Source organism: Tardiphaga sp. 709, from assembly GCF_032401055.1.
Taxonomy (GTDB): domain Bacteria; phylum Pseudomonadota; class Alphaproteobacteria; order Rhizobiales; family Xanthobacteraceae; genus Tardiphaga.
Genome location: NZ_CP135529.1, coordinates 2,238,735 through 2,254,038, shown reverse-complemented (window position 1 = coordinate 2,254,038; position 15,304 = coordinate 2,238,735). Strand labels below are relative to the sequence as shown.

10 protein-coding genes are annotated in these 15,304 nt (G+C 58.6%); 7 read left to right on the top strand and 3 right to left on the bottom strand.

Annotation, left to right across the window (positions count from 1 at the left end):
- Nucleotides 1–238 precede the first annotated feature (238 nt).
- Nucleotides 239–1,297, bottom strand: coding sequence for an AraC family transcriptional regulator (locus tag RSO67_RS11220; RefSeq protein ID WP_315843517.1), 1,059 nt, complete (start codon nucleotides 1,295–1,297; stop codon nucleotides 239–241).
- A gap of 776 nt (nucleotides 1,298–2,073) precedes the next feature.
- Between RSO67_RS11220 and RSO67_RS11215 the strand changes: the two genes are divergently transcribed.
- A complete protein-coding gene (locus RSO67_RS11215; RefSeq protein WP_315843516.1) occupies nucleotides 2,074–3,753 on the top strand; it encodes a PAS domain-containing methyl-accepting chemotaxis protein in 1,680 nt (559 codons plus the stop codon).
- Between the two features lie 322 nt (nucleotides 3,754–4,075).
- Entirely contained in the window at nucleotides 4,076–4,372 is a 297-nt protein-coding gene (locus RSO67_RS11210) for an HU family DNA-binding protein (protein ID WP_315843515.1), read from the top strand.
- A gap of 520 nt (nucleotides 4,373–4,892) precedes the next feature.
- Here the strand turns inward: RSO67_RS11210 and RSO67_RS30460 are convergent.
- The gene (locus RSO67_RS30460; RefSeq protein WP_410001834.1) at nucleotides 4,893–5,120 is read right to left on the bottom strand and encodes a helix-turn-helix domain-containing protein; all 228 of its coding nucleotides are present in this window, start codon (nucleotides 5,118–5,120) and stop codon (nucleotides 4,893–4,895) included.
- A gap of 125 nt (nucleotides 5,121–5,245) precedes the next feature.
- Here RSO67_RS30460 and RSO67_RS11200 point away from each other — a divergent pair, with 125 nt between their 5' ends.
- The 3 genes from RSO67_RS11200 (at nucleotide 5,246) to RSO67_RS11190 (ending at nucleotide 6,815) form a co-directional block, all read left to right on the top strand.
- A complete protein-coding gene (locus tag RSO67_RS11200) occupies nucleotides 5,246–5,953 on the top strand; it encodes a LuxR family transcriptional regulator (RefSeq protein WP_315843514.1) in 708 nt (235 codons plus the stop codon).
- Nucleotides 5,954–6,029: 76 nt separating this feature from the next.
- On the top strand, nucleotides 6,030–6,650 hold the full coding sequence (locus tag RSO67_RS11195; protein WP_315843513.1) for an acyl-homoserine-lactone synthase: 621 nt from the start codon (nucleotides 6,030–6,032) through the stop codon (nucleotides 6,648–6,650).
- On the top strand, nucleotides 6,651–6,815 hold the full coding sequence (locus RSO67_RS11190; protein ID WP_315843512.1) for a hypothetical protein: 165 nt from the start codon (nucleotides 6,651–6,653) through the stop codon (nucleotides 6,813–6,815).
- Nucleotides 6,816–7,200: 385 nt separating this feature from the next.
- Here the strand turns inward: RSO67_RS11190 and RSO67_RS11185 are convergent, their stop codons facing one another.
- Nucleotides 7,201–11,166, bottom strand: a complete 3,966-nt coding sequence (locus RSO67_RS11185) for a BTAD domain-containing putative transcriptional regulator (RefSeq protein ID WP_315843511.1) — start codon at nucleotides 11,164–11,166, stop codon at nucleotides 7,201–7,203.
- A gap of 1,047 nt (nucleotides 11,167–12,213) precedes the next feature.
- Here RSO67_RS11185 and RSO67_RS11180 point away from each other — a divergent pair.
- Nucleotides 12,214–14,586, top strand: coding sequence for an autotransporter domain-containing protein (locus RSO67_RS11180; RefSeq protein WP_315843510.1), 2,373 nt, complete (start codon nucleotides 12,214–12,216; stop codon nucleotides 14,584–14,586).
- 107 nt (nucleotides 14,587–14,693) lie between these two features.
- On the top strand, nucleotides 14,694–15,215 hold the full coding sequence (locus tag RSO67_RS11175) for a hypothetical protein (RefSeq protein ID WP_315843509.1): 522 nt from the start codon (nucleotides 14,694–14,696) through the stop codon (nucleotides 15,213–15,215).
- Nucleotides 15,216–15,304 lie beyond the last annotated feature (89 nt).

The window sequence follows — 15,304 nt, the reverse complement described above, 5'->3', positions numbered from 1 at the left end:
TAGTCGAGTACTGCACCGATGGCCGGGTAAAATTATCGAGTTCGTCACGGGATTGCTCAGCGAGCATCACTGCGTAGGCGCTGAGAGCGCCTCGTGTTGATATGATACCGTCCTGTCCAAGAGCTTTCAGTAAATCGAGGCAGTGGTCGGATTGCGTGAATCAACATGAACGCGGGGAAATCAATAACCTTGGCAGCGATGGCATTTCTGCAGTTTCAGACTCGCTGGAAAACGGACTCTATCGACCTGCGTGAGATGTTCTGGATCTCTTCCTTAACAAGGTTTGTGAGGGTAACTCGCCATACGCAGTGCGATACGCGCGCGCAAAATGTCCCATGCTTTGAAAACCGCAGCGGATTGCAATCATCATGACTGTGTCAGAATCCTCGGCCGCCTCCAACATGCTCCGTGCTCTCTCCAATCTGAGCTGTCGCATGAACTCATTAGGAGTCACACCCCGAAGCGATCTGAAATAGCGGAAGATACTTCTGATGCTCATTCCGAATTCGTCGGCTATATCCTTAATGTCAATGTCCTTCTGCCAGTTTGCAGCAAGATAGCTCTCAACCCGACGCAGTTGGTTCAAAGAGGGAGATGATGCACGGCCTTTAAGCCTCGGACTAAATCGTACTGAGCAACTCATCAGCAACCGGACGAGAAGGGCCTGGCCAAAGATTTCAGCAGCAAATGAATCGCCTTCCATCACTGAATCCAGATCAGAAATAAACTGGATGGCGGAAGTTCTCATGCTGTTTCCGAAACGATCGTGTGTCCATGACTCGGCATTGAGCTGCTCAGCCGGAATATCTTCTCCGAGCATCGCGCTAATGACGGTCCTCAGGGCAGCAATCTCGATTCTCAGGGCGATAACCCCGTGCTCGCCCGAGGCGATTCCCCGAAACGAAGAGCCTGCAGGTATCACGACTGAGGTATTCGACGCCGAGAGCACATCGGATCGAGCACTGTGATCGAACGTTATGTGTGTTCTGGAACGGGCTTGGAGAAACTGCCGGACTACCGGGGCAGCATCATATGTTATGTCAGTGGACGTGCTGCAGAATGCGCTCGTGATCCGGACATACTTAGTGTCGACCCAATTTGCTTTGGCGATAAATGGTTGTTCTCGAAATTGACAGTCAAAATGGCTGACGTTGAAGTTGGAAAAAAGTATTTCGCGATTGACCTCCGGATTCTTTGTATGGAAGCCGGGAAAACGTTCAAGCATAGGCGTCATCCAGATGTTGTGGTTTGGCGCCCCTTCCTGTTCGTCTACTAATTCCAGAATCGTTTGGGTCACAAAAGATCCTACGATTCATCGCTTAGCATTTTACGACAGTCGCCGCCTTTATTGCTCTGCCTTTGAACAGGGCGCGAAATAGTGCAGGTCGCATTTCATTCAGGTTAAGTCGGATCGACGAGGCGCCTAGCGCTTATTCCTGCCGAGCGTTGATGTCCCTTAGTTTGGGCGACATCATCTCGATGTTGCGCAGGTTACGCGAGCGACTAGAAGCCTATGACAGAACGCTTTGCTCCTGCTCTTGATGTAACTGCAGTTTTGTCACGGCATAACCGACTTCCTTTTCAAAGCATTGGGCTTTCGCCCTGTCGTCTGCGCTCCACGATATTGCTCGTAAGTAAAATCTCGGTGTCACCAGGCCTGAGCATGGCTGAGTAGTATCTAATATCTTCCGATCTGGCCGTGATCAGACCGGTGTTGGATTACCAACGAGATTTTTCATCTTCAGGTGCCGCGACGATGCGCGGACTATGGTGATACCTCTTGGCGCACGACATTAGAAGTTGGTGTGTCGCCACAGGAACTCGTCAGGCACTGCAGGGGCTAACCGAATCTTAAACGCGTCCCTGTATACCCAATCACGTATTTAAGTAGTGGGGTTCAGAGGAACTCATGTACCCGCCTCGCAATCATGAACTGGGCGCGACCGCGACGGATTTCAAATTTCAAGCCTGTGAGGCGCGAGTGCAGTCTCTTTGAAGCGATCGCAAAGGATTGCTGGGCGCGCCCGCAGTTCAAATTGAATGCGCTACATTGCAAACTAGGGACCGTACAAAATGGCGTTCTGGCGACAACATTCCAAATCTGACAGCGCAACTGCCCAGTTGGCGGCAATCAACAAATCGCAAGCGGTCATCGAATTCGATATGAGCGGTGAGGTCCTCACAGCCAATCAAAATTTCCTTATTGTGCTTGGATATACGCTTGCCGAGATCCAGGGCAAGCATCACAGCATGTTCGTTGAACCGGAATTCCGCGACAGCTCGGCGTACCGAGCGTTCTGGGCGAGCCTCAACCGTGGCGAGTTTCAGTCCGCCGAATACAAACGGGTCGGCAAGGGTGGCAAGGAGATCTGGATTGAGGCATCCTACAATCCGATCATGGATCGTAGTGGCAAGCCAATCAAGGTCGTCAAGTTCGCGACCGATATTACCTCGAAAAAAATTCGGAGTATGGAGGAAACCAGCAAGATCGCGGCAATCGAGCGCGCTCAAGCCGTGATCGAATTCGATCTGGACGGGACGATTGTCACTGCGAATGAAAATTTTCTCGATGCGCTCGGTTATGCGTTGGCTGAAATCCAGGGCAAGCATCACAGCATGTTCGTCGAACCGGTGGTGCGGGAAAGCGGAGAATATCGAGAATTTTGGGCGCAGTTGAATCGTGGCGAATACCAGGCCGCCGAGTACAAGCGCATCGGCAAGGGTGGCAAGGAAGTTTGGATTCTCGCCTCCTACAACCCGGTCCTCGACGAAAAAGGCAAGCCATTCAAGGTGGTGAAATTCGCCACCAACGTCACCGAGCAGAAGCTCCAGACCGTAGACCTTGCCGGACAGATCGCTGCGATCGGAAAATCACAGGCTGTGATCGAATTCGGTATGGATGGCATCGTCTTGACGGCGAATGAGAACTTCTTGCAGGCGCTGGGATATTCGCTGGAAGAAATCAAGGGCAGGCATCACAGCGTGTTCGTCGATCCTTCGGAGCGCGACAGTGCCGCCTATCGCGAGTTCTGGGCAAGTCTGAACCGTGGTGAATACCAAGCCGCCGAGTATAAGCGGATTGGTAAGGGCGGCAAGGAAGTCTGGATTCAGGCGTCCTACAATCCCATCCTGGACCTCAACGGTAGGCCGTTTAAAGTCGTCAAATATGCTACTGATACAACGGCTCAGGTAATTGCCCGCATGAAGAGCGAGCGAGTTCGTTCGATGATGGAGTCGGTTGCAGCAGGGGCCGAAGAGCTAAATGCTTCCGTGCGAGAAATTTCTGAAGCGATGGTCAAGTCAAAGAATACTGCGATGTCGGCGGTGGGCAAGGTTGAGTCCGCGGATGGGCAGGCGCAACGCCTCAGTGCGGCAGCGCAGGCCATGAGTGGTATCGTCGAATTGATTGGGAATATCACTGGGCAGATCAATCTGCTGGCCCTGAATGCCACGATTGAATCCGCGCGCGCTGGCGACGCAGGACGCGGTTTCGCGGTCGTCGCTTCCGAGGTTAAGAATCTTGCAAATCAGGCCAAGCAAGCCACTGACAAGATTACTCGCGAGATTGACAGTTTGAACGGAATTTCGAGCGACGTCGTGACCGCGCTTGAAGCAATCAAGCAAGAAATTCAGAATGTCAGTGAATATGTTACCGCTACTGCGGCTGCGGTTGAAGAGCAAAGCACCGTGACGGGCGAAATGTCGTCAAGTATGCAACGCGCGGCGGCCGAAGCTGCCAGTATCGGAGGGTAACTCGACCCGCCGCCACTTTCGAAGCCGGGATCTGGGGCTTCGTTGTCCTTGGATGGACGACGAAGCAGCAAAAAAGCTGTTGGAGCTCCCCTTCCGATTCGAGTCTGGTCAGCCCTAAACCACCTTAAATGCGGTTGTATGCTCGCAGCGAATGCTTGTTGCAATCCAGGCGTCGATCGGTTTTAAACCCGGTGAGTGTATCCCCTAGGGCTGAACGAGAAGCGCTGCGCGGTTTTGCCGTGTTTGTGACAAGCTATGCACCCGGCGTAGCTCAAGCGTTCTAGAATCCGTTCCGTGTCCTTCAAAAATCAAAGGAATGACCATGGCCAAGATGACCAAGGCGCAGCTGATCGACGCGATTTCGGAATCGAGCAACGTGTCGAAAAGCGACGTCAAGGCCGTGATCGAACACATGGCAACTGTCGGCTACAAGGAGCTCAACGAGTCTGGCGAGTTTGTCATTCCCGGCTTTGTAAAGGTGTCAGTCGTCAACAAGCCGGCGACCGAAGCTCGTAGCGGCATCAATCCCTTCACGAAAGAGCCGATGGAATTCGCGGCCAAACCGGCCAGCAAAACCGTCAAGGCGTCGCCGTTGAAGGTTGCGAAGGACGCTGTTTAAGCGTTTCGGTCTGATTTTCCTTGGGCGCGGTGGCCGGACTTGCGGCCCACTTTAACTCGGGATCATCGCAGCTGATGCACTGCAGGTCGGTACGCCCGGTGCGGCAGTTCTCGCAAAGGCTATCTGTCTGTACAGCTCTGTTTGAGGCCGCGAAGATCACTTCGCGGGCTCCGGCGTGGTTTCTCGAACGTCCGGCGGCCTTCAGTCCGCGTAGCTCGGCTCGCCTTGACAGCCATCGAATATAACTGCCGCCCTCATGGGGCGGGAGGTCGTTGGAATCGCATCACGTGATGCGCCGCCGGCATCATAGTCAGGGCACGTTCGAGTCCGTGCTAGGTCAGCTGCGCTTTTTCTTTGGCTTGTGCTCTGCCACGATGGTCTTCACCAAGTCCACGATACTCTGGCGGAGCTTCCTGTCCTCGACTTGCGAAAACGCCGTAATGAGCGCCAGCCCGTCCTTGGTGGACAGGAACTGCTCGATAACGTCGATCCCAACCTCGGAAACAGCCCCGCCCTTATGTTAAAGTCCATCATACAGAAAGGTAACCGGTACTTTCAGGATAGCGGCGATCTGCTGCATGCGGCCGGCACTGATCCGATTCGCGCCTTTTTCGTATTTTTGCACCTGCTGAAACGTCAACCCGATTTCATTTGCGAGCGCTTCTTGGCTCATGTTCATGATCAGGCGGCGCATCTTGAGGCGCTTCCCAATATGGACATCGACTTCATTGGCATGCCTTGGTTGCATTTGGGCTCCGCCAGATGGACTTAAAAGAAGTGGATATGAGCATGGCTGCGACACAACGTTCAAGTCGATCCGCTACAATGAGCCAATCAATTGCTTGTATTCCGTTTGGTTAGGCACAGGCTCACGTGGGACGTTTCGACGCTATATTCTCTGCGTTCGAACTTCTGGACAAAGCCAAAACTGAGGTGTCCCTGCGCGATACCTTTGCGGCGGCCGTCCGGCAATTCGGCTACGACTCCTTTATGGTTGTTTCTTCTCGTATCCAGCCGACCGCCTTCGACAAGATGTTCATCCTGGATCATTGGCCGCGCGCTTGGCGGTTACAGTATCACCGCGAGAACTTGATCCTAGTTGATCCTGTCGCGAACTATGCCCGGAAGAGCTTCAATGCCTTTGGATGGCATGACGCACCGGTGCTCGATCAAAGAGGTGGCCGGGTTCTTGAGATTTCCGCGATTGAGCACGGCCTGCGGAGCGGCATATGCGTCCCCATCCAGGGCACCAGCGGTTATCAGGCGACCGTATCTCTTGCCGGTCACGCTGTCGACGAGAGCAAGGAAGGTCGCCGGGCCGTCGAAATGATGGCCCTCTATCTCTACAAGGCGAACCTCAAACTCAGGTCTGAATCCCGGACATTCACGTTGACGCCCCGGGAGCGCGAAGTGATGAGATGGGCCGCCGTCGGAAAATCGGCCTGGGACACCGGCGAGATCCTTCATATCTCTGAGCAAACCGTTAAGTCACACATTTCCTCGGTGCTTTCAAAGCTGGGTGTCTGTTCCAAGACCCAGGCCGTCGTCGAATCGATCCGGCGCGGCGAGATCCATCCCTAGTCAATCCCTCTCCTGAGCGATTCTGTGACCGCCTCCTGTCGTGACACTCCGCCGTGGGTTCACGGCAGGAGGCGGCATGATCAGGGTCATCGACCAATCGAACAGCGCAATGTTCGCTCCTACGCTCGATCAAGTCTTCAAGCTAAGACACGCCTGTTTCGTGAAGGAACGGGGATGGCAAGAATTTGAGAAAGACGGCATTTATGAGCAGGACCAATACGACGACGACCATGCCATCTACCTCGCCTCGCTCGATGATCAGCATGACGTCATCGGTTGCCTCAGGCTTTATCCGACGGCGCTGCCCCACATGCTCAGCGAACAGTTCGCCTATCTGGTCGATGGGCCCGTGCCAAGCTCGGAACAGGTCATCGAGATGACACGGCTCGCCATCAAGCCGGGAAGACGCGGCGGCGAAACCTATCATGAGCTTCTCATCGGAGTGCAGGAGTTTTGCATTGCCCGCGATATCCTCAATGTGACTGCCGTCGTCCGGGCACTCCGCATGTCGCTCGTCCAGAAGATGGGATATCAGTTGAACCCCTTGGGTTCTGTTCATCAGATCGACGGCGATGCGACGATCGCGGTCATGTTCGACACGAGTGAACCAGCCCTCAACAAGATACGTGCTCGCACGGGCGTGACTCATTCAGTCATGGAGGACACTCGCGTTCCGATGATACGGAAGAGCGCTTAAGTGACAGAAGAATCCAAACCAGAGCCCCCAAAGGATCACGACGAACTCGTCGATGGACTGGTGGCCCTCATACCGATCGCCCGATTGGTCGGCAATCCTATGACCGTGAAGCTGCTCGAAATGGCACTCCTCAACGAAATCGGCGGCGCGTCAGATCCAAAATAACATCATGTCTCACGTTAGCGTTGCACGGGTTTTGGTGCGAGATCGGGCCTTGTTTTGACCGGTCCTGCTTAGCGTCCCATCAGCCTTGCATCTCGGCTGACCTGACGCAGATTTCCGGCAGCCGCAAGGGCAAGCCCTCGCGCTGGCGCGCCCTGCGGCGCAGCTCCCGTCTCTCTTCGTCCCCGGTCGCCGGCAAGGCCAGCGGTTGCCAGCAAAGGAGAAACAAATAAGCAAGATCATTTCGATGTTCACCAACACCAGCCCGAGGTTCATCTTTGCCGAAGAGTGCTCGTTTCAACAGCTCACTGACGGCGCTGTCGATCACACCACTCGGCCATTTGACTTATTGCTATGAAATCGCCGTCATCGACGAAGAGCTGACGCTTTAAGAGGCGCTGCGACGAATGTCGCTTTGCATCTCGGCCTCCGTCTCCTGAAGCCAGAACGGCATGTCCATCGTGCGGTACAGTGCGGCCGCGCTGGTGAAATACTTCTGCGCGTGCGCGTGGGGGCCGCTACGCCGGTAAAGCTTGCCGAGGCCGAACTTGCAGTGGGCGACCAACGGACGCATGCCGCGCGTTTCGGCGAGTACCAGCGCCCGGCGAAAATGGGTCTCGCCGCGCTCGGCATCGAACCGATCGGGGTGGGTCGCAACCTCGCCGAGAAGATGCAGCGCATGAGCCGCGAACCCGGCCTGGTGCAGCGAGGCTTCCAGTGCGCGGGTGCCGAGCCGCTGCGCGTCGCCGAGACGCCCCAGCAACAGCGCTGTCCGACCTAGCCACGGATAGAGCCATCCGAGATTCCCGACATATCCGGTCGCGACCTGACGCTCGACGAGTTGCTCACCTTCCTGAAGCCGGCTCAGTGCCTCGCTGGCGTCGCCAAGCTGCGCCATGTTCCAGGCGGAGAAGGCGACCGACAGGGAAAGCAGGAGAGGGAGATTTCCTGCCCTAATCACCGCCATTGCACGCTCAAAACCTGGGCGCGCCTGTGCCCACTCGCCCCGCAGCAGGTGGACCGTCCCATCGGTAAGGTGAGCCCATCCGACGGCGTAGGCATCCAGCAGCGGTGCGACGAGCCGGATCGCTTCGGCTGCAGGCCCGGCCGCTTCGGCGAAGCGGCCTAGTTCCGCCAGGCTCATGATCAGGTAGCCACGGTCGTGAACCGATGGCGGAGCAGCGATTCCGAAATTCTCCAAGGCCCAACCGGTAGGCAGAGCGGAAAGATTGTCGGTGGTCAGGTCCACCACCCGGGCATGATCGCCGCGGAAGAAGCGTACCTGCGAGAGAAAACTTGTGGCAAGGATGCGAAGCCTGAGGTCCCCGAGGCGCCCCGCGATCTCCAGCGCGCGAGCGCCGGACGCAAGCCCGTCTTCCAGCTCGCCGAGCCCACCGTGCATACTTGTCATGACGGCGCAGACCCGGCCGCGTCGGCCGTCGTCGTTCATCCGCTCGGCGAGGGTCCCCGCTTCACGCAGGCGTTCCAGCGCCCGCCCGACTTCGCCGAGCCGGACTAGCAACTGACGCAAGTCGAGTCGGATATCGAAGCCTTGCTCGAGCGTCGACCGACTCTCCGGCAGTGTCGCGAGAACCTCCAGCGCCCGTTCGAAGAATTCGACAGCTTCGCGGAGCGCCCATCGCACATGGGCAAGCCGACCCGCCTTGAGCCAAAAGTCGATCGCCTCACTAGCAAGCCCGGCCTCGGTGAAATGGTGGGCGACCACCTCGGGCAGGCGTTCTACCGTCGCCGCAAGCCGCTCGACCAGAACATTGGCGATGTCTGCATGCAACTGTCGCCGCCGGCTCCTGAGCATCGTGATATAGGCGGCGTCCTGGACCAGCGCATGTTTGAACGCGTAAGTCGCGTCCGCCGACGTTCCGCGTCGGGAGATGAGGCCGGACGCCGTCAGCCGTTCCAGTGCCGCGTGGAGGTCCATCGGGGGCATGGCGGACACCGCGGCAATCAGCTCGTGGGAGAACTCCCGTCCGATCGCGGCGCCGATCTGCGCCACATGCTTGACCGTGCCAAGCCGGTCGAGGCGGGCGACCAACGAAGCTTGCAGCGTGGTTGGGATCGCGAGTGGCGGCAGCGGTCCATCGAGCACGTAGCGGTCCGTCGTCTCGCGCAACAATCTGCTATCGAGCAGCGTGCGCGTCAATTCCTCGATGAACAGTGGTACGCCATCCGTATGCGCAAGGATCTGATCGGTGACGACGTCAGGCAGCGGCTTGTCCTTGGTGACGCCACCAATGATGGCGGCGCTGTCATGACGTCCAAGTCGGCTCAAGAGCAGCATCGTAACATGCGGCTGACCGACCCAGGTTGGTTCGAGTTCCGGCCGGAACGTGACGGCCAGCAACACCGGCAGGTTAGCGGCGCGCGCGACCAGTCGATCGAGCAGGTCGAGTGAAGTTGGATCGATCCAGTGGACATCCTCGAACACGACCAGGATGGGGCTCTTCGCTGCCAGGCCGTCGAGCTGGTCGAGCAGTGCCGCGAGTGTCATCTCTCGCTTCTGCTGCGGACTGACCGCCAATGCCGGATAGCGTCCATCCGTCGGCAGCGTCAGCAACTCGGCGATCAGCGCCATGTCGCGCGGCAGATTTTTCGCCGTCGGCTTTAGCAGGGCCTCCAATTTCTCGAGCTTCGCGCTGAAGTCGCTGCTCGGCTCGAATCCCGCGGCCTGTTCCAGCTGCGCGATGAACGGGTGGAGCGCGCTCTGCGCGTGGTGGGGCGAGCAGAAATAGCGAATGCGGGTATGCGGCTCGTCGTCGAGACTGCGCAGCAGGCTTTCGGCAATGCGCGATTTGCCGATACCGGGCTCGCCGGAGAGCAGCACGACCTGACCCTCGCCGAGCTTGGCCTGATCCCAGCGGCGCAACAGCCGTTCGATTTCTTCCCGCCGTCCAACGAGCGGGGTGAGCTTACCCGCGCGCCTGGCCTCGAACCGGCTGACGCCGGCCGTCTCGCCGCGCACCTGCCACGCTTCCACCGGTTGCGGCAGCCCCTTCACCTCGATGGGATCGCGTGCGCGGCAGTCGAACATCTGCCCCACCAGCCGCCGCGTGCTGGCGGCAATCAACGCTTCACCGGGCACTGCGGCGGCTTGCAGCCGCGTCGCCATGTCCGACGTATCTCCGATCGCAACCCGCTGCTGCATATTGCCGGCCCCCCGCCATTTGCCCACAACTACGAGCCCGGAAGCAATTCCGGCACTGGCCTGAAGCGCGGTGCCGAAGGAGGTTTTTAAGGTGCTGACGGCATCTAGAAGGGCACGACCAGCGCGAACCGCTTGCTCGGCGTCATGCTCACGCGCAGCGGGATACCCGAAATAGATGAGTGCGCCGCTGCTTTCATAATGCGCGGCGAATCCGTCGAACTGCGCGACTATTTCTGCGATCATCCTGTGGAATGCCGTGATCAGATCATGGACATCTTCCGCATCGAGCCGATCGGAAAGCGAGCCGACCAATTTGCAGACAAGTATCGTCAACTGGCGTTGTTCGAGATCATCGACGTTCGCCGCAGTTGCCGCGTAGGTAGACGTGGGAAATGCTTCAGCGACGGCAGGCCCGGCATGCTGCAGCTCGAAGCCGTGCGCCTCTGGCGTGTCGGCCGCTCCACCGCTTCGGATTTCTGAGGCGAGCGCCCGCGTTGCAGCATCTGGCTCGGTGCTGAGCTCGCGCTTCAACATCGAAACGATATCTAGATAATACGTCAGCGCTTCGGTTCTACGGCCCTTGGCGACGAGCGCCTGCATGATTAAACGGTGGACGTCTTCCCGCATGTTGTTGAGAGCGTGGGCTCGTTGGCCAGCCTGCAAGGCTTGGTCGATACGGCCGGCGGTCAACTCTTGCCCGCCGATGCTGACCAGTGCGTTCAAAGCTAGTTCCTGGAGCCGCTCGCGTTCGCCGGCTAGCCACTCGCTCCAGCTCTCTTCGCTGACACCGATAATGTCATCCACAAATGGACCCCGGTAGAGATTTGCCGCCGTATGCATCGCATCGTGGCCACCATCCCGGATCAGTGCCTCGAACCGGCCGACATCGCACGACACCACGGTTGGATTCAGGCATACGAACTCGCCATCGCTGTTGATGGCGTCCGAGCCGATAACCTGACGAAGCTTGAAAAGGGCCTGCCGCAGGTTCTGCCGGGCCTGGGCGTCGAAGTGGGAGCCCCATAGGAGCGTCGAGAGCCGCTCGCGCGGCTGAGGCACAGGCCCCGTACAGCCCAGATAACTCAGCAGTGCAGCGAGCTTTTTGTTCGGCAGGCTTATTACGCCATCGGGCCCAGTCAGGACGAAACGGCCCAAAAGCGAAAGATTAATCCTCGGGCTAACTGCGTCCACTGCTCGGCTTCCAGCTTTTCTCCAAGCTGTAGCACTTTAAGTGTGCAACTTGCACGAATTCACCGCCGCGCGAGAAATAATAACGCTGAAATGACGGCCCACTAACGTCACAGACGTCCCGGACTGCCCTTATGCGCGCTCGTCACCGTCCGCGCGTCAGCTCTGTGGCGCCGCGTTCTCTCACTATTCGTAAGACCGGGTCAGCCGTCTTGCCGCTGCTCTTTCGAGGCGACTGACGGGACTTCGTGTCGAAAGCAAATGCGCTTGGCGTTTTGGAGTTAAGTTATGAAGTTCAAACTCGGTTCGCCGACGAAGCAAACGACGCAGCCAGCATTTGAAGATTCGCATCTTCGCCGCGCTTTTCTCCGAAGCACCGCGCTTTGGCTATCATTGTCCATCGTGGTGATCGCGAGCGGCGTCCTTGTGGGCCCGGCCCTCGCTGACGGCGGTGCGGGCGGAAATAACGCGGCTGGTTCCGCATTTGGCGGCGAGGCGGGTTCGGATAACCTATCAGGCGGCTGGGGCGCGGCTGGAAACCCAGGTGCGGCCGATCCGATCGGAGGCCACGGAGGTGGCGGCGGCGGGTCCGGCGGGGACGCACGAGCGCCAGTTACCGCTGGTGGCGCTGGCGGCGCTGGCAGTGGTGGTGCGGCGGGAGGAGCGGGTGCGACCCAGGCGAACGTTTCTGCGGGGGATGGCGCCGCCGGCGCAGCCCCCGGTGACGGCGGCGGGGGCGGCGGCGGCGGGTTCAATGTATATCACGCCAATTCCAGTTTAAGGTCCGGCGGAAACTTCACGGCGAGTGCCGGAGGTAATGGCGGGGCTGGAAACGGTAGCGGAGGCGGAGGCGGGGGCGGAGCAGGCGCAGCCCAATTAGCGTTGTCAGGAAATGCCAATTACAAGGCCGATTTCGGTGATCAGCGGACTGGCGGCGCGGGCGGTGCTGGCGGATCGAGCGCAACCGGGTTCGGTGGTTCAGGCGGTACAGGCGGGTTCGGTGCGCTTTTCGCAGCCGGCGGAACGTTGAATGTGGAGACAGGAGCTCTAGTGAGCGGAGGCGCCGGAGGCGCCGGAGGCCTTGGCGGCGCGGGCAATGGCGCTAATGGAACGGGCGGCGCCGGTGTTGTCGGTCAGGACATCACGATCGTTAACAATGGCACGATCCGGGGTGGACTAAATGGCGACGGCGTAACTCGGGCCGCTGCAATCCGTTTCATTGACGGCGACAACACCCTGACACTCGGCAATGCGACAGCTGCCATCATCGGAGATATCGACACCGGAGGCTTTTATCTTACGCTCGCACAGGAGACCAATTCAACACTCGCTGCCAATATTATCCAGAACAACGGTCGCCTGGGAGAAATCACAAAAACCGGCGCCGGAACCTTGGTGCTGGCTGGAACGAACACATTTATCGGCGACCTCAATATCAGAGGCGGTGCGTTGTCCATTACAAGCGGTAGTAATCTGGGCAGCAGCAATAAACAGATTAAGATGTTCGATGGCGCGACGCTGGCAGTTACGGCCAATGCCATCTTAGCTAGCAACTTCACATTCGTGATGAGCGGCAATCCAAATTTCGATATCGCAGCGGGGACCACGACTACCATTCAAGGCGCAATTGCCAACCTGTTTGGGCCCTTCGGCGAAGGATCTGGCTTCACCAAGATTGGCGCTGGAACGCTGGAGCTGGCCGGATCAAATAGTTACTTTGGTCCTACCTATGTGAAAGCGGGCACATTGCGGGCTGCATCCGGCAGTGCTTTTGGGCCCATTCCAACCGTCGATGTTTCAGCCGGCGCAACAGTAGATCTGAACGGCTTCAATCAAACGTTTTTCAACTTGAGTGGCGCCGGCACCGTGATCGGCGGTGATGTTTCAATCTCCAGTTCGTTTTCGGCTGGTGAGTTCCGCACCTTGGTTCCCGGTTCGTCGACAAACATCGTCGGCAATCTAGCGTTTCAGTCGGGTGCTTTCTATGTGGCTTATGTAACACCCGCGGCATCTACCTTTGCTAACGTAACAGGTACGGCAACACTCGGTGGTGCGAAGGCCTTCGTCGTCTTTGCCGATGGGGCATACGTACAGAAGACGTACAGGATCCTCACCGCGACCGGCGGCGTCAGCGGCACCTTCTCCTCCGCGGTATCCACCTATAATGCGCCATCAAACTTCAGTTCAACGCTGAGTTATGACGCCAACAATGTATATCTCAACACGATTCTGAATTTCGCCATTCCAGGCGGCCTCAACGCAAATCAGCAGAACGTCGCCAACGCGTTGACCAATTTCTTCAACACCACCGGCGGCATTCCCACGGTGTTCGCCAACATGTCCGCAAGCGGCCTGTCGCAGGTCTCCGGCGAGACAGCCACCGGCGCCCAGCAGACCAGTTTCGACGCCATGACCCAGTTCATGGGCGTGATGACCGATCCGTTCACCGTAGGCCGCGGCACGCCGGAATCCGCTGCGATGGGCTATGCCGACGAGACGCTGGCCTATGCCGCGAAGCGCTCTCCGAGCGATGCGCTGGCGGCGATCTATCGCAAAGCTCCGCCAATGGCACCTGCGTTCCAGGAACGCTGGAACGTGTGGGCGGCAGCCTTCGGCGGCTCGCGCAACACCGACGGCAATACGGTGGTCGGTTCGAACGATACCCGGTCGAGCATCGGCGGCGTTGCGGTCGGCGCCGACTACTGGTTCTCGCCCAATACGCTGGCGGGTTTCTCGCTGGCTGGCGGCGGCACCAACTTCTCGGTGGCCAACGGCGGCTCGGGCCGCAGCGACCTGTTCCAGGCTGGTGCGTTCGTGCGCCATACGGTCGGATCAGCTTACATCACAGCAGCGGTAGCCTATGGCTGGCAGGATATCACCACTGATCGTGTTGTCGGCGGTGATCGGCTGCGCGCGCAGTTTAATGCAAACAGCTATTCGGGTCGCATCGAAGGCGGCAATCGTTACCTGATGTCGTGGCTGGGCGGCGTCGGCCTCACGCCCTATGCGGCGGCGCAGGTCACAGCGCTCGATTTGCCCTCCTATGCAGAGACTGCCGGCGGCGGTGCCAACACCTTCGCACTGGCCTATGCTGGCAAGACGGTGACCAGCACCCGCAGCGAACTCGGCTTCCGCACCGACAAGTCGTTTGCCGTGACGGACGCGATCTTGACGCTGCGCGGCCGCGTCGCATGGTCGCATGACTTCAACACCGACCGTTTCGCTTCGGCGACGTTCCAGACGCTGCCCGGCGCGAGCTTCGTCGTGAACGGCGCGGCGCAGGCGCGCGATGCTGCGTTGACGACCGCATCCGCGGAGATGAAGTGGACGAACGGCTGGGCCGTTGCCGGCACCTTTGAAGGCGAGTTCTCGGATGTCACGCGCAGCTACGCCGGCAAGGGCGTGGTGCGGTATGCGTGGTGAAATGTTGATACTAAAGATGCTTTCATAACACTCGAACAGCGAATGCCCGGTTGCTGGCAATAGCGCATTCCAGGAGACGAGCCGAAAGACTTGTGGCTGGAAGGAAAGTGTCAGCGCCGCGGAAGCGGGCCGCGCCTCAGATCAAAGCGGCCAAAGTCGACGACGCGGAAGCACGTAGAGCCGCGGCCGCCTTCGACAAACAGCAGCGGAAACGCGAAACCGACCTGCGCAAGGAAGCGCTAGCCAGGACCAAGAAGCGAGAGCGGAAAGCAGCGCAGGTTGCAAGGGCACAACAAGCCTTTGATGCCGCTGAACGGGAGCACGACGCGAGGGGCGCCGCGATAGAAGGGAACGAGACGATATCGACAAGCGCGCGAAGGCGGAACGACGGCGCTGGGAGCAGCAACGAGAGAAGCTGGGTGCCGCGCTGCGTCGAGCCGAGAAGGGCGGCGACTGAGGCGGGGATTGGAACGGAACTCCGATCGTTGGGTTTCGTAACCATGCAGCTTCGCAACATCGATAAGCTTTGCATCGCGGCCGCGTTTCCGTTGGCGCTTTTTCTCCTTGCGATCGCCTATGCGCCGTTTTTGTTAGGCTGGAATGAAGCGTTCGACTCTCATCCCCTTTGACTTCGTCTCCGGCCCCCATCCAGACGCGTGTCATCGACATGCTGTCGAGTAGCCTCCCTCTATTTAGCTGGATAGGCTCAAGGCTGGAA